The organism is Microbulbifer sp. CnH-101-G, from assembly GCF_052466775.1.
The window spans coordinates 887,856-914,787 of record NZ_CP174292.1 but is presented as its reverse complement, the minus strand read 5'-3'; the positions used below and the strand labels follow the sequence as shown (position 1 = coordinate 914,787).

The 26,932-nt window shown below is 50.8% G+C and carries 25 protein-coding genes and 1 pseudogene; 4 read left to right on the top strand and 22 right to left on the bottom strand.

From position 1 onward, the window contains the following. Positions 1-91: 91 nt before the first annotated feature. Positions 92-862, top strand: a complete 771-nt coding sequence (locus ACJJID_RS04250; protein WP_444921627.1) for a class I SAM-dependent methyltransferase — start codon at positions 92-94, stop codon at positions 860-862. Then, positions 855-1,790 (top strand): TauD/TfdA family dioxygenase, encoded by a 936-nt coding sequence (locus ACJJID_RS04245; RefSeq protein WP_444921626.1) that lies wholly within the window; start codon positions 855-857, stop codon positions 1,788-1,790. The genes ACJJID_RS04250 and ACJJID_RS04245 overlap by 8 nt, the downstream gene beginning before the upstream one ends. A gap of 89 nt (positions 1,791-1,879) precedes the next feature. Here the strand turns inward: ACJJID_RS04245 and ACJJID_RS04240 are convergent, their stop codons facing one another. From ACJJID_RS04240 to ACJJID_RS04230, 3 genes are all read right to left on the bottom strand, one after another. After that, positions 1,880-2,839, bottom strand: a complete 960-nt coding sequence (locus tag ACJJID_RS04240; protein ID WP_444921625.1) for a DUF2279 domain-containing protein — start codon at positions 2,837-2,839, stop codon at positions 1,880-1,882. A 576-nt stretch (positions 2,840-3,415) separates the two neighbouring features. Next, positions 3,416-3,877, bottom strand: coding sequence for a hypothetical protein (locus tag ACJJID_RS04235; protein WP_444921624.1), 462 nt, complete (start codon positions 3,875-3,877; stop codon positions 3,416-3,418). After that, positions 3,820-4,128, bottom strand: a complete 309-nt coding sequence (locus ACJJID_RS04230) for a hypothetical protein (RefSeq protein ID WP_444921623.1) — start codon at positions 4,126-4,128, stop codon at positions 3,820-3,822. The genes ACJJID_RS04235 and ACJJID_RS04230 overlap by 58 nt, the downstream gene beginning before the upstream one ends. Before the next feature lie 41 nt (positions 4,129-4,169). On the opposite strand from ACJJID_RS04230, the gene ACJJID_RS04225 reads away from it, so the two are divergent. Then, a complete protein-coding gene (locus ACJJID_RS04225; protein WP_444921622.1) occupies positions 4,170-4,742 on the top strand; it encodes a MarR family winged helix-turn-helix transcriptional regulator in 573 nt (190 codons plus the stop codon). 390 nt (positions 4,743-5,132) lie between these two features. On the opposite strand, the pseudogene ACJJID_RS04220 reads toward ACJJID_RS04225, so the two are convergent. The 12 genes and pseudogenes from ACJJID_RS04220 to cysM form a co-directional block, all read right to left on the bottom strand. Further along, positions 5,133-5,345, bottom strand: a pseudogene (locus tag ACJJID_RS04220) (helix-turn-helix domain-containing protein); the annotation flags it as partial. A gap of 147 nt (positions 5,346-5,492) precedes the next feature. Then, entirely contained in the window at positions 5,493-5,762 is a 270-nt protein-coding gene (locus ACJJID_RS04215; protein ID WP_444921621.1) for a hypothetical protein, read from the bottom strand. Positions 5,763-6,352: 590 nt separating this feature from the next. Continuing rightward, positions 6,353-7,474, bottom strand: coding sequence for a tRNA-queuosine alpha-mannosyltransferase domain-containing protein (locus ACJJID_RS04210; protein ID WP_444921620.1), 1,122 nt, complete (start codon positions 7,472-7,474; stop codon positions 6,353-6,355). Between the two features lie 80 nt (positions 7,475-7,554). Beyond that, a complete protein-coding gene (locus ACJJID_RS04205; protein WP_444921619.1) occupies positions 7,555-8,436 on the bottom strand; it encodes an NAD(P)-dependent oxidoreductase in 882 nt (293 codons plus the stop codon). 5 nt (positions 8,437-8,441) lie between these two features. Next, the gene (locus ACJJID_RS04200) at positions 8,442-9,239 is read right to left on the bottom strand and encodes an undecaprenyl-diphosphate phosphatase (RefSeq protein ID WP_152452636.1); all 798 of its coding nucleotides are present in this window, start codon (positions 9,237-9,239) and stop codon (positions 8,442-8,444) included. Between the two features lie 3 nt (positions 9,240-9,242). Beyond that, positions 9,243-9,944, bottom strand: a complete 702-nt coding sequence (tsaB, locus tag ACJJID_RS04195; RefSeq protein ID WP_444921618.1) for a tRNA (adenosine(37)-N6)-threonylcarbamoyltransferase complex dimerization subunit type 1 TsaB — start codon at positions 9,942-9,944, stop codon at positions 9,243-9,245. 164 nt (positions 9,945-10,108) lie between these two features. Further along, positions 10,109-10,915 carry a hypothetical protein gene (locus ACJJID_RS04190; protein ID WP_444921617.1) on the bottom strand — a complete coding sequence of 269 codons (807 nt, stop codon included), beginning with the start codon at positions 10,913-10,915 and terminating at the stop codon, positions 10,109-10,111. Between the two features lie 265 nt (positions 10,916-11,180). Next, positions 11,181-12,179, bottom strand: coding sequence for a ferrochelatase (gene hemH, locus ACJJID_RS04185; RefSeq protein ID WP_444921616.1), 999 nt, complete (start codon positions 12,177-12,179; stop codon positions 11,181-11,183). Between the two features lie 169 nt (positions 12,180-12,348). Continuing rightward, positions 12,349-13,002 (bottom strand): adenylate kinase, encoded by a 654-nt coding sequence (adk, locus tag ACJJID_RS04180; protein WP_444921615.1) that lies wholly within the window; start codon positions 13,000-13,002, stop codon positions 12,349-12,351. Positions 13,003-13,145: 143 nt separating this feature from the next. Further along, positions 13,146-13,973, bottom strand: a complete 828-nt coding sequence (gene mazG, locus ACJJID_RS04175; protein ID WP_444921614.1) for a nucleoside triphosphate pyrophosphohydrolase — start codon at positions 13,971-13,973, stop codon at positions 13,146-13,148. 9 nt (positions 13,974-13,982) lie between these two features. Further along, positions 13,983-16,229: a GTP diphosphokinase gene (gene relA, locus ACJJID_RS04170; RefSeq protein WP_444921613.1), complete on the bottom strand. Its 2,247-nt coding sequence runs from the start codon at positions 16,227-16,229 to the stop codon at positions 13,983-13,985. 697 nt (positions 16,230-16,926) lie between these two features. Then, on the bottom strand, positions 16,927-17,817 hold the full coding sequence (cysM, locus tag ACJJID_RS04165) for a cysteine synthase CysM (protein ID WP_444921612.1): 891 nt from the start codon (positions 17,815-17,817) through the stop codon (positions 16,927-16,929). Between the two features lie 225 nt (positions 17,818-18,042). On the opposite strand from cysM, the gene ACJJID_RS04160 reads away from it, so the two are divergent. Continuing rightward, complete coding sequence (locus ACJJID_RS04160) at positions 18,043-20,874, top strand: response regulator (protein WP_444921611.1); 2,832 nt, start codon at positions 18,043-18,045, stop codon at positions 20,872-20,874. A 36-nt stretch (positions 20,875-20,910) separates the two neighbouring features. Here the strand turns inward: ACJJID_RS04160 and acpS are convergent, their stop codons facing one another. The 7 genes from acpS to lepA are packed head-to-tail and all read right to left on the bottom strand — an operon-like array spanning position 20,911 to position 26,839. Beyond that, positions 20,911-21,300 (bottom strand): holo-ACP synthase, encoded by a 390-nt coding sequence (gene acpS / locus ACJJID_RS04155; protein ID WP_444921610.1) that lies wholly within the window; start codon positions 21,298-21,300, stop codon positions 20,911-20,913. Next, positions 21,297-22,046, bottom strand: coding sequence for a DNA repair protein RecO (recO, locus tag ACJJID_RS04150; protein WP_444921609.1), 750 nt, complete (start codon positions 22,044-22,046; stop codon positions 21,297-21,299). The genes acpS and recO overlap by 4 nt, the downstream gene beginning before the upstream one ends. Before the next feature lie 23 nt (positions 22,047-22,069). Next, positions 22,070-23,002: a GTPase Era gene (gene era, locus ACJJID_RS04145; RefSeq protein ID WP_444921608.1), complete on the bottom strand. Its 933-nt coding sequence runs from the start codon at positions 23,000-23,002 to the stop codon at positions 22,070-22,072. 57 nt (positions 23,003-23,059) lie between these two features. Beyond that, positions 23,060-23,740: a ribonuclease III gene (gene rnc, locus ACJJID_RS04140; RefSeq protein WP_444921607.1), complete on the bottom strand. Its 681-nt coding sequence runs from the start codon at positions 23,738-23,740 to the stop codon at positions 23,060-23,062. Next, the gene (locus ACJJID_RS04135; protein WP_152452610.1) at positions 23,733-24,173 is read right to left on the bottom strand and encodes a DUF4845 domain-containing protein; all 441 of its coding nucleotides are present in this window, start codon (positions 24,171-24,173) and stop codon (positions 23,733-23,735) included. The genes rnc and ACJJID_RS04135 overlap by 8 nt, the downstream gene beginning before the upstream one ends. A gap of 48 nt (positions 24,174-24,221) precedes the next feature. After that, the gene (gene lepB / locus ACJJID_RS04130; protein ID WP_444921606.1) at positions 24,222-24,989 is read right to left on the bottom strand and encodes a signal peptidase I; all 768 of its coding nucleotides are present in this window, start codon (positions 24,987-24,989) and stop codon (positions 24,222-24,224) included. Between the two features lie 44 nt (positions 24,990-25,033). Next, the gene (gene lepA / locus ACJJID_RS04125; RefSeq protein ID WP_152452606.1) at positions 25,034-26,839 is read right to left on the bottom strand and encodes a translation elongation factor 4; all 1,806 of its coding nucleotides are present in this window, start codon (positions 26,837-26,839) and stop codon (positions 25,034-25,036) included. Positions 26,840-26,932: the final 93 nt, after the last annotated feature.

Here is a 26,932-nt window from a genome sequence, read left to right as displayed (position 1 = left end):
ATTTAGATACTCGAACAGCCATATAACACTCAAACAATAAAATCAAGCAAAGATTAATTATCAATCAGCCAGACATCAGGAGTGGCTCAGGATGAACCAACCTATCTCAACTGAGACAATTTACAATGCTCAAGCTACCAATTGGCTCAGGTCTGAAAAAGTACTGTTAAGTGATTTCACTGCAAGACCTCGCGTCTTAGAGGCTCTGGGCGAGATCACTGACCAGGATATACTGGACTTTGGCTGCGGTGAAGGCTACGTATCACGCATGCTACTGGAAGCCGGTGCCAAGTCTATTTTTGGTATTGACTCTTCAGCTGAAATGATTTCCCAGGCACAAACGATGGCCAAGGAACTAAAGCTGTTTAATGCAAGCTATACAGAGGGTAATGCGGTTACATTTAACCAATTCCCAAAAACCAGCTTCGATAAAGCGATTGCGGTTTTCCTCTTCAATTACCTAACCATCGAAGAAATGACTCAGGTAATGAGTAAAGTACGCTCACTATTAATTCCTGGTGGCACTTTCGTCTTCACCGTACCTCATCCCTGTCTTCCGTTTATGAGGGAAGAAACCCCTCCATTTTATTTTGAGCATGGTGATAAATCCTATCTCGATGGAATTAATCAAACCTTCGAGGGAAAAATCTGGCGCAGAGATGGCATTCCAGTATCTGTTCGATGTGTTCATAAAACCTTTGCGCACTATTTCGAAGCTCTGACACAAGCTGGTTTTAACAGTATGCCCGAAGTAAAAGAGTTAGCCGTAACCGATGAGCACCTAGCTTTTGACCCTGAATTTTTCAGCCCACTGAAAGGCTACCCTCTGCATGTATTATTTAAGGTAAAAGCAAATGATTGAAATGGCACCAGCCGAAGTTGTCTGCGCGCAAGCGTGGACAGCTTCGGAGATGACGGCAAAATCCAACTGGAAATTTAGATGGCCTGTCAATTGGCAAGCAGAAATCAAAGCTCTCCAAGAGTGGTCCAAAGGGCAAGAGGACCCCATACAAGCTTTGCGAGCCGATTCCGTTTCCACGCCTCAGTTCGATCAACTTGCTTACAAGATCAAACATGAAGTGCAAGAGGGAAGTGGTATAACCTGGATTCAGGGTGTTGAAGGTTTTGACCAGAAAACCCTAAACCTTCTGTTCCTGAATCTAAGCCTGGCAATGGGACAAACTATCGACACCTATGGCAGACTCTACGGTATTCTAGATACCGGTAGAAGCTATAAAGAGGAAGCCATTCCTGTCTCTCAGACCAACGCGGCAACTGGTGTGCACACGGATAGCTCGCAACGAGCAATACAGCCAAATATCCTCGGGCTCTGCTGTATTACTCCAGCCATTGAGGGTGGCAAGTCCAAAGTAGTTTCTGCTGCTCAGGTGCATAAAAATCTCGAGGAAAGTGCTCCTCAGCAACTGGAGCTACTCTACAACAATTACATTCGAGACCTTGTCACACCAGGAAGCGACAAAGATCTCCAAAATATCCTAAACAATCACTTCCCAATTTTCAGTTATGCCAATGGAAGACTTTCCATTCGCTATATGCGCTACTGGATAGAAAAAGGCCACCAACGCGTGGATAAACCTCTAATGCTAGAAGTGCTTCAGGCACTGGATATGCTAGATGGAGAGCTCAACAATGAAGAAAATGTCGTTAGCTTTTATATGAATTCTGGCGACATGATTTTTATTGACAACACCAGAGTTCTGCACGACCGTGATGAGTTCATCGACACTCCCGACCAAAAACGAGTTTATACAAGGGTGTGGATAGATTAAGTATCAACAACTCCCAGGAGAAGAGAGACTTCTCCTGGAACCACATTAGGTTTGACAACCTTCGCTATACATTGTTGAAACTTACCCTATTAATCATCCTCATTAGTAACATAGGTGTGGGGAATCTGTACATATTCGAAGAACTTTCGTCCTAATCGCCCTCCTGTAGTTTCCCTGATGCCAGCTCTACCAAAAAACAGCTCCCCTATATTCAATCCAACCCCAAAATAGAGCTCCCTACGCAGAGGCTCGTTTTTCTCTTGCTCTTTCAAGGTGAATCCACGGGCAAAGTAACCTCCATGTAACTCGAGATAGTTAAGAGGATTCCTTGGCGATAGATCGAACCCACTTAACTTTAGCGCTAGTAGGTATTTCTGTCCTGAGTAATCTGAGTGTGGCTTAAAGCCTGAGCGATTACCGGAAGGAAGATATTCAAGACGAAAGTCCAGTTTCTCCCTAAGTCCGGGTATGTTCCTTCTCAAGTAAGAGAGACCTACCCCTGCGGTATTGGCTACAATATCTTCCCAGGCAAAACCATGTTTCTCAGAGTAACCATCTCCCAGTTCCACAAAAAGCATACTCAGCCAAGCTAAAGTGACCGCACTAGCCTCTGCGCCCACAGAATTAGCTGCCTTACAGTGAATAGCATCTGTAAAGAGTTCACTGAGAAGGTAGGCTCCATAGACATGGCCGAGTTTATCCATACCACCGTTGGCGGTATCGTCCCCAAAGAATCCCTCGCTGCTTGTACCAAAACTACTGGAGCCCCAATCCCAATCCATTAAGCCAAGAGCTAAAGTAGAAACTGCAACCCCAGCTGTTTCGAAAGGAGTAGCAGAAAGATGTTGTTTAAATTGTGAAACCTCAAAGCCCTGCCATCTCGGGTCAGTGACAGGATACTGCTGGATACAGCCAAAACTCTGTGATTGGCTGAAGGCTCCCTTATCAATATCCGTAGAACCGTTCATCTCTTTGGCTAATAGGTTACCGGCGCTCAAGAAAAAGACCGCAACCAAACAAAGTATTCGCTTCACTTCAATATTCATCATTTCCTTTTATTCCCTTAAGAGGAAAATCCGCTTTCAATTTAGCTTACTGAAAGATGATTTTAAGATGGAGGACAAACGATCAAGGTCATTAAATTACACCCAAGAATCTACCTTTCCTAATTAACGCTTAACATATCAACCAATAAAGATAGAAATTAATACAGTTAAAGTCTATTAATTCCTTTCAGCAAGGATTTTCATGACAAATAATTAACATCACCCAAATAACGATAGAAGTAAAAAACACTTGAATATTATATTTCAGATAGAAAGCTCACCTCTTACACCATATAGCGATGAGAGGAAGCCGAACTGATTGCAAAGGGGAGTGAAGTGAGCGAATTGATTATCTAGTATCAAAAATACAACTTAAAATACCAGGCAAATCTTTTCCATACTATCCATTTGTTGATCTGCAAAGAGGTATAAAATACTAGGGAGCCTGTCAAATAGTTCAAATATTCCCTTATATCCTACTAAGTCCATCCTTGGACTTTACCGACAAGATTCAAGCGAAAACGCTCAATCTGTCAGCAATGCACAATTTACTGCTCTATTTTCCCCGGCAGGCTTAAGTCACCAGAGGCGATATCCATTACATTGACAACACAAAGCAGCGGAGCATGCGCACTCTGGTTCACTCTGAGTCCAGCAGTTACCCCATCGTATTGTATAGCGCTCAAATCTACCCGGTGATCGATCGAAGGCCACTTTCACTTCTACAGTGTCTTCATTGATTATCGGGTCCCATCCCGGACTATCAAGCAATAATGGTAGGCCAGGCCAAGTATTGGGCAAGGCGGGCTTGCTACCCTCAGGAATATCTACCACTGCTAAGGCATCTGCTCCGCAACGCTCATTGGGCTTTAGTACAACCCAATGACTGTGCCATACATTGCCATCGTTACCGGGGTCATTATCGGCATTTTCATCGTATAGCGGTGTATCGTCAAAGTCTGGATGTGCTGTAACTGCCAGGGCTAGGATGCCTGCATTTTCTGTAAACCCAACAGTAGAGCTTTGAGCGTCGTCGGCCATACATAAGAAAACACATCGCTGCCAGCTAGTTTACCGTTGGCAGTAGGCTTATTGCTGCCCGCCTGACCGGACACGCCCATGTGAAATGTTGCCACATTATCCAGGTAACTCACTCGTGCATGCACAATATCAAATGGTGCCAGTACCCCCTCGGAAATACCGGCGTGCACACCACCTCGATGGCTCCCACCAGCGTGCGCCAGAGAAGTGATTGTTAGTGCAGAGAGGGCAAAGTAAGGGAGGATTTTCATTGGTGTCTTCCTTTTCGTTTCGAGTCGATACCATTTTTCTCATGAACATTGAAATAACATCCCGCTTACTAGAGCGCTTGAGTAGCTTGCTTCGCAGTGAGGGGCGCGGCCTACTGAGCGAATACGGCCTACAACCAGTGCAACTAGAGGCTTTGCATTATTTGTCGCAGTGCAACCGCTATTCGAATACGCCAATAGCTGTCGCCGAGTATTTGCGCCAGACCAAGGGAACGGTATCTCAAACATTGAAGGTGCTGGAAAAGAAGCAACTGATCGTAAAGACAGCCGACCAGAAAGATAAACGTGTGTCTCACATGACTTTAACGACTCAGGGGCAAGCGATAGTATCAACACTATTTCCTTCGCCCTGGCTAAAAGCCGCTCTGGCAAGCATGCCTGAAGCCCAGCAAGAGGCCACTGAGGAATCGCTGCGGAAGCTACTGCAAACCATTCAGCAACAAAACCGCCTTAAAGCCTTTGGCCAATGCCGCCACTGCGACTACAACCAACCACATGGCGAGAAGTTTTTATGTGGTTTGACTGGTGAAACCCTAACTCCGGATGAAACCCAGTTAATCTGTCGTGAATATACTTGCAATAAAGCAACGGGATAACAAAAATCCCCTTAGTAACTGATAGAAAATGAATCACTATTCCTGATAAAAATATTGATACTAGCCTGAATCAACTCAATGAAAAATATACTAATGATAAAAACTTCGGGTTAATTACTTGAGAGTGTTATTGGGCTTTTTCAGGTAAAAGATTAGACAGGTGGATTACTATCTTTGGCACAGTTCCATTTCGGCAGGATGAAAAATTGAGAGTATTAACAATATCTATACCCCAAAAGGCCAACCTTAAAATATTCATTAAATATTTGGAGGAACTGGGCAGCGGCATAGATTTCTAGATAGGTATCTACCTTATAATAACTGATATCAGTAATTGATAGCTCACGGAAAAAGAATATAGTGAATCCTTTGAGGCTATGTTGACACAGCAGTTGAAGAGTCTGTGTTCTTGTGGTTGGGCATACGCCGGTACTTCTCAAGAAGGGCGTCCACGCCGCCACTTGAAACGGCTTCCTTGTACCAATAGAAAGTGCCTCTCGATACACCCAGCCTCTAGCAAGCTTTGGATATATTGCCGAGCTCTTCTGCCAGATTTAGTAATCCAGTCTTGTGTTTGATGATACGATCATTAGTATGGATCATGGGGTTTATCCTTGGTTTTTCTTTTAGGTTTAGGCGCCCTCATCAAAACCGGTAAACCCCTCTTTTTCAAGAGAATATGTCAGATTTGGCCTAAACTAATCCATATTATATATCGATCCCAACTAACATTCTCGCATCTGTATTCATCTACAAATGCCTCTTAAGTTTTTTAATTTTCCTAACTGTTTCCTCTGAATCATTCAACCACTCTTCTGTTGTCATGCAAACTTTTTTCTTAAATTTTGAACCCGTTGTTTCTCGAAACTTACATACGAGCTCACTCTTGGATTCCCCTTCTTGACTGGGACCTGAGGCTAGTTTTCCAAATTGATTTCCGCCATCTCTTTTCTGATCAAGTGGCACGGCGGTGCAACCGGCAACTAAAAGTACCAATGTTGACAAACAATATTTACTCATAACACATCCTTATCATTCTACACTTAATTCCATACTTGAAGTGTAACACACCATTCTGACCACTTTAAACACACCATATTTTCAATAATTTACAGACTTACATAATATTTCACTCCAATTTACAATGATCACTCATCGAGAAATACAACTCAATCTTAATCAGCCCCTTACGCCACAACAAAAATATTGCAAGTCAAGATGATGACACATCTAAAAATTTTTCGTTTAACATGCAAGAAACCGCCAATCCAGATTTTTTAAGGGATCACCTGATAAGACTTTCCGTTGACGATATCCGTCCAAACAGGAGAAAGGTAAACCTTGAGTCTAAATTAAATATCTGAAAGTGCTGGGTCGTATCAGAGATTTCGAAATAAGTATGCACACTTTCTTAACACATACAAATGCTTGGCAACTAGCAAAAAAGCACGTAGGGTTGCAGTGCCGGCTTGCACTTTTGCAACGATTAATAATTAAGTAAGCAATAAATTTCTTGATTGAAACATAACTTGATTCATGAACTGAGACCTAAACTCATTACCACCAGCAGAACTAATGGAATAAGCAAAGAGGCTTGCTTTAAAGCAGGATCAGTTCAAATCTAGCAGCATTCTGGCATATTCTTTCTTTATCCGCCCCAAACGGATTTTATTGAAACCCACACTTCCTCTTACCTTTTTCTCAGAGTTCTTCGCCCAATCTGCTAGCTTATCTATCGCATATTCAACTCCACAATAACGCAGATCCTCAGGGTAAAACTCAGGGTAACATTGCTCATCCGGAACCAATGGCGTACAACCCGCTACGGCAGCCTCCATTACCGCCAACCCCTGAAATTCATGATAAGCGGTAGATAGAAATACATGACTATTATGTAAGGTTTGTCGATATAAAGATTCGCTTTCCACATAACCTACCACCAGGAGATTCTGGTTAAACTCCTGTTGAATCAGCTCAAACTCCTTTGGACTATTGCGAAACGATTGCCCCATCATATTGAGTAGGAAATTGACTTTTTTCTTTTTTAAGCCTTGAAGGATTTGCAGCAGTCGATCCGCACCTTTGTCATATTCCCAGCGAGCGGCCCAACTAATAATTAGGGTTTCATCGGTTACCTCTCCCTGAAAGCCCTGCTCCCAGCGGTGATCCCAGCAAAAATCAGTTTGAGTGTATTCTTGAGTAAAAAGTGCATCCTCTAGTGGCACCGGCAATACTTTAGACTTACTTTCTATTTCCTCACAAACTCCCACAGGCACACAGTCGGGGAAACGCTTCAGAAGCTTGGCCGCTCCCTCAATCAGGGTGCGGCGGTTGTATTCTGAATTAAACAGCAACAGGTCACCGGCTAGCGCGGAGTAGATATTGAGCAATTGCGGTTCTATAGACTGAAATGCATCCGAACTGGTTGGGTAGGCGAACTGATTCTCGTGAAAGTACACCACGGTGGGCACCCCCACTATCTCAGGCACCAAGCCACGCAGTGCGCTGAGATCCGTCATGGAAGTGGCAATAATTAGATCCCATTGCTGCCTTAGCGTTTGCGCCGACTCACCCCTGGCCCAGGTAAGGCTGTTGCCGCGAATACGCCAACTGAAATATCGCGGTGGCAGTGTTAGGACTGTCCACTGCCATTCGGGAAAGGCGGCAACCAGACCTTTACGCCAGCGCTTGTGACTGTCAGCGTCATAGGCCGAGAGCAGTAAAACTTTCATGGAAATTTAAACAACAAAAGAGGGAATACAGAGCTGGGCACAAAAATATCCAGCTCTACCACGGGCTTTCAGAGAAAAAATCAGTCGAAAGAGCGCACATTCATCAGGCGTGCAAACAGGCTAGAAGTGTCCCAGCGGGAGCCGCCAATTGCCTGTACTTCGCTATAGAATTGATCCACCAGTGCAGTTACCGGTAACAGGGCACCGTTGCGCTGGGCTTCCTGCAGGACTATGGCCAAATCCTTACGCATCCAGTCCACAGCAAAGCCGTGCTCATATTCACCTGCCAGCATGGTTTTAGAGCGGTTTTCCATCTGCCAGCTCTGCGCTGCGCCTTTGGAAATGACATCCACAACCTGTTCGGCATCCAGGCCCGCCGCTTTGGCGAAGTGCAAACCTTCGGCCAACCCCTGTACAACGCCGGCAATACAGATCTGGTTGACCATTTTACACAACTGGCCACTGCCCACCGGGCCCAGCAAGGTTACGGCACGGGCAAACGTATCAATGAGGGGCTGAACACGCTCAAAGTCTGCCGCCTCGCCACCAACCATTACGGTGAGAACACCATTTTCTGCTCCCGCCTGGCCACCGGATACAGGAGCATCAAGAAAGCCTATTCCTTTCTCTTTACCAATTTCAGCCAGTTCACGGGCAACATCCGCCGAGGCGGTGGTGTGATCCACAAACAGTGAGCCCTCTTTCATAGTGGCGAAGGCACCCTGCTCCCCAATAGCTACCTGACGAAGGTCGTTATCATTACCCACACAGGCAAATACCACTTCTGCGCCTTTTGCGGCTTCAGCGGGTGTTGTAAAGCTTTTACCCTGATATTCACCCAGCCATTTTTCTGCGCGACTTGCGGTACGGTTATATACCCGTACTGAGTGGCCGGCTTTTGCCAGGTAACCCGCCATGGGATAACCCATTACACCCAAACCAATAAACGCTACCGTTGCCATATTGATTACCCCCATATCATCCAAATAAGAGCCGCCCCCAAAATCAGGCGGTAAATCGCAAATGGCGCCATGCCGATGCGACTAATAAATTGCAGGAAAAAATGAATACACAAGTAGGCACTAATAAAAGAAAGCAGAGTGCCCAATAAAATATCACCCCAAGGTACCGATTCCAGAGCAAGCAAATCGTATGTCAGCAACATGGCAGGCAAGGCTATCGCCGGTATCGACAACAGAAAAGAAAAGCGTGCGGCGGCTTCGCGTTTCATTCCAAGCATCAGCCCTGCCGTCATGGTGATGCCGGAGCGAGAAGTACCGGGAATAAGCGCCAGCACTTGCGCGCCACCGATGAGCAGCGCCTTTTTCCAGTTGAGTTGGGCCAGGGTCTGCACCCGTCTGCCGCGCACATCTGCCCACCAAAGTAATAAACCAAACCCGATTGTAGTAGCCGCTATAACCGCCGCCGAGCGCAGATGAGTTTCTATATAGCCTTTAAAAATTAAACCCACCAAGCCTACAGGAATCGTTGCCAGTACGATCAGCCAGGCCAGGCGCCCTTCATCACTGAACTGCATCGACTTAAGCCCTCCCAGGCCATCGCGCAGCAGTAGCCAAATATCTTTTCGAAAGTAAGTGATTACCGCAATCAGTGAACCAAAATGTACAGCCACATCGAAAGCGAGCCCTTGATCCTGCCAGCCTAGAACTTCTGCGGGCAATATCAGGTGCGCCGAGCTTGAAATGGGAAGAAATTCAGTGAGGCCCTGAATCAAGGCCAGTACGACAATCTGAAATATTTCCATGTATTACCGGGATCGAATTTTTTGACGTTTTTGCCAGGTGACTTCATTGCGAAGATAAACGGGCTCCAATGCCTCGGCAGGCACTACCTTTCCCTCTTGAAAAAGGGGTACAGCCAATTCGGCAATATCCCGCGCATGGATCAAGGCATCCAAGTCCAACTCTTCCGCCTGAGCCTTTTCGAAAGCCTCATAGTGCCAACCAGGCCCAGCACCGTAATAAGAATTTGTCAGTTCAGCCTCGTTCAATGACAGTAGAACCTGCTCCGGGTTCTGCACCGCTTCAGGTAGCAGACTGTCATTGGGCGTCTCGGTGCCATAGATACCCCAATATACTTGCTGCATTCGAGCATCCAGCATCGCAATAATTGGGGATTGCTTCCAATGCGGGTGCGCACGCCTGGCACCCAAAGCCAAAGCGGCCAGACTGGAAACCGGCACTACGGGTTTATCGGCGGAAAAGGCCAAGCCTTGCACACAACTAATGGCGATTCGCAGGCCTGTAAATGAGCCGGGTCCCCTGCTCACAGCAAAGGCATCTAAATTAGATAAGCCTAATTCTGCTTCTGCCAATACTTCATCCACCATCGGCAATAAGCGGCGAGTATGATCCCGTTCCGCCTGTACGAAGCGCTCATTGATCTGACCGTTACTATAGAGTGCCACAGAGCAGGCACCAGAGGTGGTATCCAAGGCAAGAATCTTCACAACTATTTCAAACCGGGTAATCGAGGGGGGTGAATTGTGGCATGGTCACAATGTCTAGTCATGTAGATTAGTGTTATGCACAAAGAGAAAACCCCGGCGCAAACCGGGGTTGACGAAGAGTCAGCCATGCCCTAAGGCATGCAGCGAACTAAAACAATACTGAACTAGGCTGCATTCTTCGGCGGACGGCCGCGGCGGCCGGCACCAGCCTTAGGCGGACGACCGCGACGGGTCGGTGCTTTCTTGGTCACTTCCGCTTTTGCGGTGGACTTCTTCGGGCGACCCACTCTCTTGGCTGGCTTAGCTGCTGAAGTAGCCTTTTTAGGACGCCCTACGCGCTTAGCGGCTTTAGTTTCAGAGGCAGCCTTTTTCGGACGACCTGCTTTTTTGGCGGGAGTAGACTTTTTAGTCGCGGCTTTTTTCGCTTTTTGCCCTTCAGCTTTAAGCTTGGCAGCGGCCTTCTTCTCTAACTCCTTCGCTTTAGAAGCGGCTTTCTTCGCTGCAGCCTTTACCTTGGCCTCAGCTTTTTTCTCCGCGGCTTTGATTTTCTTGGCGTGAGCCTTCTCTCGGGCCTTCACCCAGCGCGATTCAAAAGCCTTGAGCGCTGCGGCCAGGTCTTTATCGGCTTTGGCAGAGAGGCTATTAGAAAGGGCGCTAACCTTTTCTTTAGCCGCTTCTTCGGCGAGACGAACGGCATCCATGGTCTTGGCCTTGGCGAGTTCCATTTTTGCCATCGCCAGCTTGGCGCGTAAATCCTTTGCTTTGCTATTGGCATTAGTCAAGGAAGTCTTTGCCGCTGCCGTACTACTCTTTTGTGCCCGCGCTTTAGCTTTTGCCACACGATCCATTTGTGCATCCAGCGACTTACTCGCTGCATCCACGGCTTTTTGTGCTTTTACGACTACTGGCGACGCCTTGGTCGATCCAGTTGCCTTTTTAGCACGTGTACTCTTTTTTACTACTCTTGCCATCCCTTGTCTCCTCACTAAAAAGAAGAAGTACTTCCAAAAGTGTGCTGGCAGCGCTGCCTGTTAGCTATCGAATAAAACCACGATGGGTTGTTTTATTGCTTATACAGAGCGGTGCACCGCCTATTTCGATACAACTTTATCAAAGTTAATAAAAATATGCGGCATTGCAAGTAAAAAAGCGAAAAATGAGAAACTTTTCAGCAAAAAAGTATCTTTTTCTTATCAAATTGCCTTTTGCGGTACCCAAATGGCTTAAAACCGAAATTTATTTTGGCCCCGGTAACTTGTTTTCGACAATCGCTGCGAGTGCTTCAATATGATCCGCTCGCAAATTTAACGCGGAAATATAATGATATTCACTTCCGCCCGCATCGATAAAATTAGCGCGATTCTCTACCGAAATTTCTTCCAATGTCTCCAGGCAATCTGCTGAAAACGCCGGGCAAATTACATCGACACTCTTAATGCCGCTTTTACCCCACTCAATCAATGTTTTATCAGTATAAGGTTGCAACCACTCTGCCTTACCAAATCGAGACTGGAAAGTAACTTGCCAACGATCCTGCGAAATTTGTAATTCCTCCGCGAGAAGTCGCGCAGTCTCCTGGCAATGGCGCAAATAGGGGTCCCCTTTATCGACATTCGCTTTGGGGATACCGTGAAAAGACAGCATTAATTTTTCAGCCTGACCATGTTTCTGCCAATGCTCGCGGACAGAATTAGCGAGTGATTTGATATAAAGAGGGTTATGGTAATAGTCACGAATCAGAGAAATATCCGGAATATCGCGACTCTTACGGAAAATTTGCGCCACCTGGTCATAAATTGCAGCGGTGGTCGTAGCTGAATACTGTGGGTATAAGGGAAATACAATAAAGGATTCAAAGCCTTTTGCTCGCAACGCCTCAATAACCTTATCGAGTCGCGGTTCGCCATAGGTCATGGCAAACTCCACAGCAACATCCCACCCTTTATCCGTCAAGTGCGTTTCTAATAGCTCCGCTTGGCGACGGGTATAGTAGAGAAGTGGCGAACCTTCAACTTGTGCATCGTCCGCACTGCAATTCCAGATTTCCGCATAAGCCGGTGCAATTCGCTTTGGGCGAAAAGGTAATATCAGGCCATTTAAGATTGTTAACCACAACGGGCGGGGGATTTCCACCACTCTGGGATCGGAAAGAAAATCCCTTAGGAAATCTCTTACTGCAGGCGCAGTGGGTTGCTCAGGGGTACCCAAATTCATCAAAACGATCGCTGTGGACATAAAAAGCCCCGTCTGTAATACAATTTTGCCAGGAAAAAACTGCCGATTATCTTAAGGATTGATCAGTCAGCTATAAGGGAAACTCTCCCTGAAAGCTCCAAAGAGCCCCCTTGAGAAGATACAAAAAAGCCCCCAAATGGGGGCTTTTTTAAAAGTGTTATTGCAGCAATCAGCTCAGTGCCTCAATGACTTTATCGCGGATCTCATCCATGCTGCCTACACCCATCACTTTGCTGTATTTGGGGGCTGCTTCTGGGGAGCGCGCTTCCAGCTCTCGGTAAAAGCCAACCAACGGCGCGGTCTGCTCGTGATAAACCGCCAAACGCTTGCGCACAGTCTCTTCGGTATCGTCGCTGCGCTGCACCAATGCCTCACCAGTCACATCATCTACACCTTCGCTTTTGGGCGGGTTGTACATAACGTGATAGACACGGCCGGAACCTTCATGAACGCGACGTCCCGACAGGCGCTTGACAATTTCCTCATCGTCCACGGCAATTTCCAGCACATGGTCGATATGAACATCGGCGTCCAACAGCGCTTGCGCCTGGGGAATAGTGCGGGGGAAACCATCGAAGAGGAACCCGTTTGCACAATCCGCCTGAGCGATGCGCTCTTTCACCAGGGCAATAATCAGGTCGTCGGAAACCAGCTTGCCGGCCTCCATAATGTCTTTCGCCTGCAAGCCGAGAGGTGTGCCCGCTTTCACCGCTGCGCGAAGCATATCGCCGGTGGAGATCTGCGGAATGCCGAACTTCTCTGTTATGAATTGTGCCTGAGTGCCTTTGCCGGCCCCCGGCGCCCCCAAGAGAATAATTCGCATGTTCAGTAAGCCTCCAAAACTATCGACGCACCAATAGCCGCCGCGCCAAAAGAGCGCTACCTTACACGTACACCCCAAATTGGGCAAGATTGCGACTGTTGTACACCCATTACTTCAGGATTAACGACGACTTTTCCTGTCGTTTATGTACCTGGTTTCTGTTTCTCGTCGGCTTTCGCCTGCTCCCAAAGCTGGTCCAGCTCCTGCAAGCTAGCCTCTTCCGGTCCGCGTCCATCGGTCCGAAGTGTGGCCTCAACCAAACCAAAACGGCGCTCGAACTTGCGATTGCACTGACGCAGCGCTGCTTCTGGGTCAACTTTCAGGTGGCGAGCGGCATTGACACAGGAAAATAACAAATCGCCGATTTCTTCCTCGGCATGCTCGCGATTTCCGGCCGCGATAGCCTCGCGCAACTCCGTCACCTCTTCTTCAATTTTATCCAGCACACCATTGATCTCAGGCCAGTCGAAGCCCACCTGAGAGGCGCGCTTTTGCAATTTGGCCGCACGCGTCAAAGCCGGCAATCCGGCGGTAACACCAGCCAAGACCCCACTCTCCCCCTTAGCGTTGCGCTCTTCGGCTTTGATGGCCTCCCAGCTACGCTTTACCTCTGCCTCGTCCACCGCAGAGGGGTCATTCGCTCCATAGAGTTCGCCGCTGGGAAATACATGGGGATGGCGGCGCACTAGCTTACGCACCAAGGTGTCGACAATACGGGAAAAATCGAAGTGACCCTGCTCAAGACCGAGTTGAGAATAAAAGATCACCTGGAACAACAAGTCCCCAAGCTCTTCATGCAGATGCTCGTAATCCTCGATCTCAATGGCCTCGGCAACTTCGTAGGCCTCTTCAATCGTAGAAGGGACGATACTCGAAAATGTCTGCTTCAGATCCCAGGGGCAACCACCATTTGGATTGCGTAATTGGGCCATTAGGTGGAGCAAGTCCTCCACCGAATATTGATCTTGCAAGTATCCCCCTCAGCGCAGCATGCGCCGCTTTGCCGATGCCACATTAGGCAGACGATTAATGCGGTGCAATACGTAACTCAGCTCTTCAAAATTGTGAATCTCGGCGGTGAGCACCATCTCAACCGTGTGCTTATGCTTATTGGTGTGTGTTTGCATCGCCGTTATATTGATTTTCTGGCTGTCGAGCATGGCGGTGACATCACGTAGCAGCCCCAGGCGATCGTAAGCCTCAATAACGATTTCCACTGCGTAGAGCTCCCTCGGCTTAGCCGCCCAATTGACCTCTAGGACCCGCTCAGATTCTTCCGCCTGCATGCGCAACATATTCGTACAGTCTTTACGATGTATGGATACCCCGCGCCCGAGAGTGATGTAACCCATAATTTCATCGCCAGGTACAGGGTTACAACAGCCCGCAATATGCGTCAGTAAATTACCGACCCCTTCGATATAAACATCCGCTTTGCCCGCCCCTGTCGCCACCGGCGCAGTCAGTGAGGGAACCCGCTCAACATCGTCGACTTTCACCATACGCTGGGCGGTATTCAATACCTGGCCAACACCGATATCCCCAGCCCCCACCGCCGCATAGAGATCGTCCAGCGAGTGCATATTCAGCTTGGCGGCGAGCTTTTCAAAATTAAAGTCAATAAGGGCCAGTTGCTTAAATTCACCATCGAGAATACTGCGCCCATCGGCAATATTTTGATCGCGGGCTTGCTGCTTGAACCAGTGGATGATTTTGGCCCGTGCTCGCGAGGTGGTGATATAGCCCATACCGGAAGACAACCAGTCACGGCTGGGCGCTTCGCGCTTGCCGGTAAGAATCTCCACCTGGTTGGCAGTTTCCAGCTCGTGGTTTAGCGGCACAATGCGCCCATCCACCTTGGCGCCTCGGCAGCGATGGCCGATCTCGGTGTGAATTTTGTAGGCGAAATCCAGTGGAGTGGCACCGCGGGGCAAATCGACCACGTGCCCATCGGGGGTGAACACATAAATGCGGGAATCCCCCTCCCCAGTCTGCAGGTCGTCCTGTAAGGGATTGCCCCCCACCTCTTCATGCCAGTCGAGTACTTGTCGCAACCAGGAAATCTTTTGCTCATAGCTATCCTGGCTCTCTGTTTTCAGATCGGTACCTTTATAGCGCCAGTGTGCACAGACCCCGTACTCAGCCTCCTCATGCATAGCAAAAGTACGGATTTGCACTTCAAGTACCTTGCGCTCAGGGCCGATCACTGCTGTGTGAAGGGAGCGGTAGCCATTCTCTTTTGGAGAGGCAATATAGTCATCAAACTCGTTGGGAATATTTCGCCAGAGATTGTGGACTATCCCCAGCACCGCATAGCAATCCCGCACAGTAGGCACCAGTATGCGCACAGCGCGAATATCGTAAACCTGGGAAAAGCCGATATTTTTGCGGCGCATCTTGCGCCAGATACTGTAGATGTGCTTTGCTCGGCCATAGACGTCGCCTTCAATGTCCGCCCGCGCCAGCTCTGAACGAAGAAGCTCCAGCACCTCATCGATATATTTTTGCCGCGCCATCCGCTTTTCATCCAACAAGCGCGCGATCTGTTTGTAGTCTTCAGGTTCCAGGTAACGGAAGGACAGATCCTCCAGCTCCCACTTGATATGCCCAATGCCAAGTCTGTGGGCCAGCGGCGCATAGACATCGGCTACTTCGCGGGCCACCCGCTTGCGTTTTGCTGGCTCAGCATTTTTGGCCGCGCGAATAGCACAGGTTCGCTCGGCAAGCTTAATCAGAGCAACTCGGACATCGTCGACAAGTGCCACCAACATACGGCGAATATTTTCCGAGTGCTCCTCTACCGCGCCGCTTTTACTTTCCCCTCCAGTATCCGCGCTGCGGCTGCGAATCGCCGCCATACGCAGTACACCGCGAATAAGCTTGGCCACGGTCTGGCCAAACTCCTCCTCAACACTTTTTAGCGTCAGGCGCTTCTCTCGCACCGCCCGGTAGAGTACAGCGGCCACCAGTGCCTCAGAGTCAATCTGCAAATCTGCCAGTATCTCGGCCATTTCGAGGCCGGTGGCAAAACTACTGGCGCCCTCAGCCCAAATATTTTCCGCGGCGATAGCCCGCTGCTCCGCCTCGGCACTCACTTCTGCTGCACGGCGCAATGTCACTATGGCAGCACCGTCCAACCCAGCCAGCTTCTGCACATGGCGCAACCAGGCTTCCAGGTCGTGCTCTCTTTCACCTCCAAAGGAATGATGTTTTCTGACTTGAACCATGTCTTAACCGGGCCGAAACAGGAATTAGTTAGCTTGTAAGCACCATTTGCCGGCTTGTACTGCAACAAAACCAAGCAAAAAGAATACCTTCCCTCATTAGGGGCGCTTCTATCATAGGTTTGGACACACTAAAGTCCACGATTTTCTTTATGTTTTCAATATGCTGCGTGAAATTTAGCGATAACTCGCAGCAGTGGACAGCGTTTAATACAGGGATTGGAAGTCACAACACCAACTAGTCAAACTCTTTTAAGTGAAGAAATCCGCACCATGAAAAATACGACCAAAGGAATGCTCGCCACGTTGAAAGGATTTTCCGGGGAGGCTTTTTTATAATCATATCAACACGAGAACTGGCGCTCCATCTAGTAAAAACCAGCCTTTACTGGGGCTTTTCTACAGAAAGATAGAACATTAATTGATTAGCCAATAAAACTCTTAGCCTTTTTCTACTGCCATCAGCCAATGAATGGTTTGTATTCCCACAGTATGAACTATGCGTTATCGCCCGAGAAAACAAAGGCACTTTGCAAGATAAGAAGCGTTAAGGGAAAACAAGAATGAAGAACTTCAAAAGCAGGTAAGCGAAAACATTAAAATTAAGCAGGCAGAAAAAGGGATATTTAAAAGTTTTCCCGTAAATTTTGGGTGCAGAAAAAATTTCAATGCACCCAATGAATCTTTGTAAAAATCAAACTTATTGATTGAAAAGTCCGGAAGATAAATAACGATCACCGCGATCGCAAATAATTGCCACTATCGTGGCATTCTCCACTTGACTTGAGAGACGCAGGGCACCGGCAACCGCACCTCCAGAGGAAACACCACAGAAAATGCCTTCTTCCCGTGCCAATCTGCGGGTCATTTCTTCTGCTTCCCGCTGATCCATATCGATAACGAGATCAACTTCGTCAGGGATAAAAATTTTCGGCAGATAAGCCTTAGGCCATCGACGAATGCCGGGAATGCTGGAGCCATCGGTTGGCTGCAGGCCAACAATCTGGATTTCTGACTTTTGCTCTTTCAAAAAGCGACCGCACCCCATGATGGTGCCTGTGGTCCCCATTGAAGAGACAAAGTGCGTAATCTCTCCCCCGGTCTGCTGCCAAATTTCAGGGCCGGTGCCCTCGTAATGGGCCAGAGGGTTATCTGTATTGGCAAACTGATTGAGAACAAGGCCCTTGCCCTCGGCCTGCATATTAAGAGCCAGATCCCGAGCACCTTCCATGCCCTCTTCCGCACTGACCAAAATGAGCTCGGCCCCGTAGGCGGTCATAGAGGCCTTGCGTTCAGCAGTAGCACTATCCGGCATAATCAGGATCATGCGGTAACCCTTGATGGCTGCCGCCATTGCCAGTGCGATACCGGTATTGCCGCTGGTGGCTTCAATTAGGGTGTCCCCTGGCTTGATCTGCCCCCTTGCCTCTGCGCGGTTGATCATAGAAAGGGCCGGTCGATCCTTTACCGAGCCAGCCGGATTATTGCCTTCCAGCTTGAGCAAAATCGTATTACTGGTATCACCGGGCAGGCGTTGCAGCTTGATCAGGGGCGTATTGCCTACACAATCAGCAATCGTTGGGTAATCCATAGTACCTTGAATCCAGACAAATATTGCGGCTGCACAGTGTACCCGAAGCGCTCTGTCCGGCTAAATACCGACTTTTTTAGTGGACTAGGTAGTCGAGTTATTACGCAACACCTGTGATAAGCAAAATAGAAAAACATTTACCCCCAGAGCCTGTATAAGAGTGCGCCCCCTCTTACATATGGGTAAAATGGGGAAAAAATAATCGCACAAGACTCCCCAGCTGCCATGGCCCCTAAAAATACCGACTCCTCCATACCGGCGCCTTCCGAGCTGCGTTCATTGCGCTCAACCATGTTTCGCTTCACGGTTGCGCCGGCACTGATCCTGGCTATGACTCTGGCCCTGGTGTTTACGCTTCAGCAAATGCACGATCGTCGCCAGCTCTTGCTCAGTCACGGACGTGCGAGTGCCGAGCAACTGGCCGAGCTGATCGAGATGAGTGGCGGCCACCCGTCCGAGCTACGCATGGAGTGGTTACGTAAAAGCCTGCTAGCGCTAATGCTGGAAAAGGATATGGTGCGTTCGGTGCATATTTATTCCACCGAGGCGAGCAAAAAACGTCCACTGGATCTCACCACCGGGCTGGGCCTTTTGGCAAGTGTGGGTCCGCGACCGCGCACCCCTATTACCAGCAACCAACTCAATAAGCGCGAAGCCTTTATTTTTGAAGATGATGAGACCCTGCAGGTTTTACAGCCATTAAAAGGGGATATCACCACCTGCTGGATCAGCATCGAACTGCACCGTCCCTATTTTCTTGTGGGCACCTACCAGGTATTACTCGTCGGCTTGGTGGGCCTGATTATCTGTACCCTGGCAGCCTTGGCTTGGTCGGTGATTTTATCTGAGCGTTTTGCCCACAGCCTGGTGCGTATGGGGCAGGTTCTACAGGCCATGGGGCGCGGCGAGTTCGACCGCCGCACCCATGAAATAGAGAACCGCGAACTGGCACAGCTAGCCAGCCAGATCAACGAGATGGGCGAGAGTCTCTCCAGTTACCAGCGGGACTATAAATCAAATATGTTGCAGAGCATGGACGACCTGCGCCAGTCTCTCGACAGTATGGAAGAGCAGAATATCGAGCTGGACCTGGCCCGTAAAAGAGCCCAGGAGGCAAGCCGTATCAAGTCGACCTTCCTGGCCAACACCAGCCACGAAATTCGCACTCCACTGAACGGCATCATCGGATTTACAAACCTATTATTAAAAACTGAAATCGATGAGCTGCAGCAGGACTACCTGCAAACCATTCTGCGCTCCTCGGAAAACCTGCTGACCACAATTAACGATATCCTGGACTTTTCCCGTATCGAATCCGGTAATCTGGTGCTCGACCATATTCCCATGGACCTGGGGCAGCTACTTGAAGAGACCCTGCAAATCCTCGCCCCCTATGCCTATGAGCATCGCCTGGAGCTGGTGCCACTGATCGATCCGCAGCTTCCGGCCACCCTGGTTGGCGACCCGTTGCGCACTAAGCAAATATTTACCAACCTGCTCGGCAATGCCGTGCGCAGCTCAGAGAACGGCAATATCCCTGTACGCCTTACGGTACAAAGCAATAAAGACTCTGAGCTGGTATTGCGGATCAGTGTGACTGACCTCGGCAACCGCATTGATGAGCCGGGCCGTCGTGAGCTGGAACAAATCCTCAATGCCAAGACACCGCAGCACTCACAGCAGATCAGTGCCAACGGTCTCGGCATCTCTATCGCCCGCAGCCTCGTCGAGCGTATGCGCGGCTGTACCGGTATGGAAGTTGCCGCCAACGGTGGCAGTACCTGCTGGGTGGAACTGACCCTAGTACCGGAACGTAATCGTGGCATCCCGCCACGCGTACTTTTCCCGAACTGCCGTATATTGATTGCCGATCCCAACCAACTGACCCGCTCCCAGGTCGCACAACTGCTCAAGCAGTGGCAGGTAGAGCCCGTAGAGCTCGCCGATACCGACACCTTGCAGCCGGCGATTGAACAAATGTGGCGGCACGATGCACTACCGGACGCGGTGATTATCGACACCGCCATCGCCAAGGGGGACTTCGACAACTTCAGCGTTAAGGTGCAATCCCTGGTCGATGCCTACCAGTGCCGAGTGATTGTCCTCGGTGCCCCGGCGGAGCTGCGCCGCTGCTACGAGCAACTGCGCACCCGCACCCTGACCTTCCTCGGCAAACCGGTAACCCGCGAAAACCTGCTGCGCGCCCTGAAGAGAGCTGTACCCCAACAGAGCCAGCCCCGCCCCAGCAATGGCGCCGTCCCCGCCCTGCCCTGGCCCGCACCACCACGGGTTTTGGCCGTAGATGATCACGCCGCTAATCGGCGCCTGGTCGGCGAGTTACTGCGCGCCCAGGGTGTGGAAGTGGTGATTGCCGCAAGTGGTGAAGAAGCCTTACTGCACTGGCAGCAAAGCGCCTTCGATCTGGTCTTTATGGATATCCAGATGCCGGGCATGGACGGTATTGAAGTGACCCGCTGTATCCGCGAGCGGGAAACTGGCCGCCGCACCCCCATTATCGCCCTCACCGCCCATGTAGGCGCTGAAGAGAAGGCGCGCTTGTTGTCTGCCGGACTGGACGATTACCTGAGCAAACCGGTGAGTGAAGCCCAGCTATCCCACATGATCAAACGCTGGCTCAAAATCATCACGCCCCAGGTAGTGGAAAAACTGAATCCAAACCAAATGCGCCTGGTGGATATCGGTGAGAGCCTAAACCTGGCCAACGGCGATGCGAAACTGGCCAGGGATATGCTGCAGATGCTTATAGATGGACTGATGACCGATGAGCGGGAACTGGAACGCCTGCAAAGCCTCGGCGACATTAAAGGCATGTTTGAATTGACTCACCGAATGCACGGCGGTTGCTGCTATTGTGGCGTGTCGCGTCTGCGCGAAGCCACCTGTGTATTGCAAGAGGAACTGCGCACCCAGCAGAGCAAGGAGAACCCCGAATTCGACCGGCGCAAACTGGACAGGGTATTAAGAGAGATTCGCGCCCTGCGTGAATGGGCCTCTGAACAAGACCTGGACGCGCTATTTGGTCTGGAAGTTGCCTAGCCCTCAACAATGTTCGGCCGGGGGGATTGCTCCGGCCTAACGCCGGGCCTCAAAAATCACGAATGCCAGGGCCGCGTCTTTTTCGTCTGAGAGGGAGAGATGTATCACTTCTGCCCCCATCGCCTGAGCGCGTCTCTGTGCTTCACCGCGCAGTAGCACTTGCGCAGCTGCCCCCTGGCGCCGGCGCACTTCAATATCCTGCCAGGAGACCCCTTCACCAATACCGGTACCCAGAGCCTTGCCTACCGCTTCTTTTGCGGCAAAGCGCTTGCACAAATAGGCCGCTCGATTGGCTTCGGCCAGGTCGGCAAAGTCACAGCGCTCACCATCGCTCAATATGCGCGCCACGAAACGATCGCCGTGACGACGCCAAACGGACTCGATACGGTTGTAATTACAAATGTCGGTACCGATACTAACGATCATTTCCCGTAAACCTGTTTAAATAACTCGCGGCTCTGCAAGGGCTTTTCCCCCAGTAATGTACGCAACAAAATACGGGTTAAACGCTTTGCCGGGCCCAGCACCTCCGCCGGCCACCTGCCCGACTCCTTGGCCCGCAACATACCCAGCAGCTCTGAGCCATAAAATTCCCCCTCACGCAGAGCTGCGTTACCCTGCCTATGCACCGGTACAAAGCCCAACTCCAATTCCAGCCGGTAGCTGCCGGCCTCACTCACAACGCCCTGGCTCTGTGCACAGTAATCCAGAGACGGACAACTGCCCAACTCCGTGAGCAGTTGCAATTCGAAACTGCGCAGTGGCCCCTCCAACTCAGCGCTGTCCATGCCCCTCAGGCCGGACAGCTCTTGCAGTAAGCGCTGGTAGGTGGCAAACAGACCATAGTGCGCCTCTCCTTCTGGTATCAGGCGCACCATCAGCTCATTGGCATAGAGCCCGCCATACACTGCCCGCCCCTTAAGCCAGAGCGGTACGCCGGCATTTTCCACCGGTCCGAGGGTTTTCAGAGATCCTGCACCAAGCAGAGTAACCAGCAGAGGCGTGAATGGCTGCAGCGCCTGTTGGCGCCGCTGCTTATCCCTTCGCGCGCCGCGGGCTACACAGCCAATCCGGCCGTAGTCCGGGGTGAACAGCTCTAGAATCAGGCTGGAGTCGCGATAGGGTCGGGAGTGGAGGATATACGCCGGCTGTGCCGGCGGTGGAGTTTTCATGGCGAGCGGCTGGCTGAAAAAGCTTACTCGTCCCGATACCCGAGACTGCGCAGGGCGCGCTCGTCATCAGACCAGCCAGACTTAACCTTAACCCACAAATTCAGCATTATCTTGCTATCGAACAGGCGCTCCATATCCTCACGGGCCTGGCTGCCAATCTGCTTGATGCGCTCACCCTTGTTGCCGATGATGATACGTTTCTGCCCGGATCTCTCTACCAGGATCGCCGCACTGATATGCAGGATCTTACCTTCCTGCTTGAACTCCTCGACCTCAACTGTGACCTGGTAGGGTACTTCAGCACCCAGTTGACGCATGATTTTTTCACGCACAATCTCTGCGGCGAGGAAACGCGAACTGCGATCGGTAACCTGGTCCTCCGGGAAGAAGTGTTCCCCTTCTGGCAGATGTTTGAGAATCACCTGCTCCAAGGCATCAAGATTGACATTGCGCAGCGCCGATATCGGTACAATCTCGGCATTCGGATTCTGCTCAGCCAGGGTCTGCAGCTGGGGTAGCAGGTCATTCTTATCCTCCAGCTGATCCACCTTATTGACGGCGATAATCAGCGGACACTTGAGGCCGCGCAGCTTATCGGCCACCAACTGATCCCCCTCACTCCAGCGGGTACGCTCCACTACAAATACGACCACGTCTACATCCCGCGCCGCACTGGAGGCGGCTCGGTTCATATAGCGGTTAATGGCCTTCTCCTGATCCGAGTGCAGTCCGGGGGTATCCACAAAAATAATCTGATTGGGCCCCTCGGTTTTAATACCGAGCATATTGTGGCGGGTTGTCTGAGGCTTGCGCGAGGTAATCGCCAGCTTCTGGCCCAGCAAATGGTTAAGCAGCGTAGACTTTCCCACATTGGGACGGCCGACAATCGCGACATAGCCGCAGCGAGAGGGTTGTTCGCTCAAGAAGTTTCTCCGAAAAGGGTTGGAAGCGCCCATGTACAAGGGCTGTCTGTCCGAGCCGGGCGGTGAGCCGCCCGTGCTCTTATTGTAAGGTTAGTCCTGGCCAGTGAGGCGTCTGTATGCCTCTACCGCAGCAGTTTTTTCCGCAGCGCGGCGACTATTGGCCTCACCGCGCACCGGCTGCGCCAGACCACTAACGCGGCATTCTACGATAAAGTGCTGGGCGTGCTCAGCACCGGAAACATCCACAACCGAATACTCCGGCAGCGGTTTCTTGCGGGCCTGCAACCATTCCTGCAACCGGGTCTTGGGGTCTTTCACCGTTTCCAGTGATAACTCCTGCAGTCGTGGCGCAAACCACTCCAGTACTCTGGAACGTGCGGCCTCCAGGCCGGCATCGAGGTAGATTGCACCAATCAGGGCCTCTACCGCGTCAGCCAGAATCGAGGCGCGGCGAAAACCGCCGCTTTTCATCTCGCCCTCACCCAGGCGCAAGCAGTCACCAATATCCAGCTCGCGTGCCAGCTTGGCCAGGGTTTCACCACTCACCAGTTGCGCGCGCAAGCGACTCAGCTGGCCCTCGCGCCCCTGGGGAAATTGCTCGTAGAGTGCGGCACCAATGGTAAAGCCGAGAATGGAATCACCGAGAAATTCCAGACGCTCATTATTGCGGCTGCCGTGAGAGCGGTGCGTGAGCGCCAACTCTAGCAGTGCGCTTTGTTCAAACTTATGGCCAAGGCGCTGACAGAGGCGCTCCAGTAAAAGGTCAGTCACGTTTGCGGAATTGCTCCAGATCTATCAAAGGATCACAACAAAGCTCGGGCTTGGCCGTATCGAGCTGTTTGTTAAATTTCATTACGACATCCACGTTATAAATCAGTGGCTGGCGCAACTCGTAATTGATACTGACCACTGTGCTCTTTGCGCCACGCACTACCTGCAGTGCCTTAGTGGGCTCGCCTCGCACATTATTGATCAGAAAGAAACGGCCCAGTTCTTTCTTGATCTGGCCCGTCGACATATTTTCCAGCTCCGGGTTTTCCCCCAGGGTTTTCAGAGCTTCACTCACATAGCGCGCATCCACGTAGGCGGGAGCCATCTTGGAAACACAGGTGAGGGCAAAGCCCAACACCGCAATAACCACTAACCAGCCCCAATAACTCATACCGCGCTGACGCTTTAGTGAAGCTCGGATAACACTACTCATGACTTTTGCCCTCAATCCATATCGCCGGCAGAACGCCGGCCGTTTTCGTTATTGGATAGAGCCTACACGTTTAAAGCTGGGCAAACTGAGCAAATGATCCCAGTGCATCCAAATGGCGAAGGCTTTGCCCACGACATCGCGCTCGGGCACAAAGCCCCAGGCACGGCTATCGAGGCTGTTATCCCGGTTGTCGCCCATCATAAAGAAATGACCTTCCGGAACTACACCACTAAAGTTACCGTACTGACTGGCACGGACATTTTTTTGCATCAAGTGGCGCTTGCCATAGAGGTTTTCCCAAAGTATTTCCTGTTGCGGATTCACTGGTGGTATCGCCTGGATCAGCTCCTGCGGAGCCAACTCACCGTTGACATAGAGCACGTTGTTTTTCAACTCGATCTTATCGCCAGGCAGGCCGATTACCCGCTTGATAAAGTAAGTATCGTTCATGTGCGGTGGGAAAAAGACCATCACATCACCGCGCTGAGGCTCACCGATATCCACCACTTTCTTGCGGGATACCGGCAGACGCAGTCCGTACTCGTACTTATTGACCAGGATAAAATCACCGACCTGAAGGGTCGGGATCATAGAGCCCGAGGGAATCTGGAAGGGCTCAACAATAAAGGAGCGCAGCACAAAAACGATGGCCAGGATCGGGAAGAACGACTTCGCGTATTCCACGATAACCGGGTCTTCCTGCTTGTCCCCGCCTTCTTTTTTACGGCGGCGGGCAAAAAACAAGCTGTCCACCAGCCAGATACCGCCACTGATAACGACCAACCAGAGCAGAATCAGAGGTAAATTAATATCCATTACGTATCTCTATTTTCCTTGATGCCAATAGCAGGCCCAACCCGCTATTGATCCACCTTCAGCACTGCCAGGAAGGCCTCTTGAGGCACCTCCACTCGGCCGAGCTGTTTCATACGGCGTTTACCCGCTTTCTGCTTTTCCAGCAGTTTTTTCTTACGGGTGACATCGCCACCATAACATTTTGCGGTCACATTCTTGCGCAGAGCCTTCACGGTGGTACGGGCCACCACCTGTCCACCGATAGCGGCTTGGATCGCCACATCGAACATCTGCCGGGGAATCAATTCTTTCATTTTTTCCGCCATGGCGCGTCCCTTTTGCTGGGCATTTTCGCGATGCACGATTAGCGCCAGGGCATCGACGCGATCCCCGTTGATGAGGATATCCAGGCGCACCAGTTTTGCCGCTTCAAAGCGCACAAAGCTGTAATCCAGAGAGGCGAAGCCACGGCTTACCGACTTGAGGCGATCGAAGAAATCCATCACCACTTCACTCATCGGCAGCTCGTAGCGCAGAGATACCTGTGAACCCACATACTGCATATCCTTCTGGATACCGCGCTTCTCCACACAGAGAGTGATCACGTTCCCTAGGTACTCCTGCGGCACCAGGATATTCACCTCGGCGATGGGCTCGCGCATTTCCCCGATATTGCCCACATCCGGCAGGCGCGATGGGTTATCCACCATCACCACTTCGCCATCGGTCTGCTCAACCTCGTACACCACGGTGGGTGCGGTGGTGATCAGGTCGAGATCATATTCGCGCTCCAAACGCTCCTGGATAATCTCCATATGCAGCATGCCGAGGAAGCCGCAGCGAAAACCAAAGCCGAGCGCATCGGAGGTCTCAGGCTCGTAAAACAAAGAGGCGTCGTTCAGCGACAGCTTCTCCAGCGCATCGCGGAAGGCTTCGTAATCGTCAGAGCTGACCGGGAATAGACCCGCATATACCTGCGGCTTGACCTTTTGGAAGCCCGGCAGCATTTCAATTTCATCGGCGCCTTTGGCGTGAGTCAGGGTATCGCCCACCGGCGCGCCGTGGATGTCCTTGATGCCGGCCACCACGAAGCCCACCTCGCCGGCGCGCAGCACGCCAGTTTCTGTGCGCTTGGGAGTGAAAATACCAACGCTGTCCACCACGTGAGGACGGCCAATCGACTTGGTGACAATCTTGTCTTTGGTTTTCAGGGTACCCTGCACCACGCGTACCAGGGACACAACGCCCAGGTAACTATCAAACCAGGAATCGATGATCAGGGCCTGCAGCGGCGCGTCGACATCACCTTGCGGTGGGGGGACCAGGCGAACCAGATCCTCCAGCACATCCTCCACCCCCAGGCCGGATTTGGCGCTGCAGCGGGTTGCATCGGCAGCATCGATGCCGATAATTTCCTCAATTTCCTCAGCGACCTTATCCGGGTCCGCCTGGGGCAGATCCATCTTGTTCAGTACCGGAATAACTTCCAGACCCTGCTCAATCGCCGTATAGCAGTTGGCCACCGACTGGGCTTCAACACCCTGGGCAGCATCCACGACCAGCAGCGCCCCTTCACAGGCCGCCAGGGAGCGGGATACTTCGTAGGAGAAGTCCACGTGCCCGGGGGTATCAATAAAGTTCAGCTGGTAGGTCTTGCCGTCCCGCGCTTTGTAATCGAGCGTTACACTCTGCGCCTTGATGGTGATGCCCCGCTCGCGTTCCAGCTCCATGCTGTCGAGCACCTGCGCTGCCATTTCGCGGTCTGAGAGCCCGCCGCAGTCCTGAATGAAGCGGTCCGCCAGGGTAGATTTCCCGTGGTCGATATGGGCAATAATGGAGAAATTGCGGATATGTGAGAGATCTGTGGCCACTGCGGAATAAAAACCCTTGAAAAATCAAATGATTAGCCGGCGGAGCTGCCAGCTGTGTGGCGCAAGTCTAACAGAACTCCTGAGCAGAGGTGA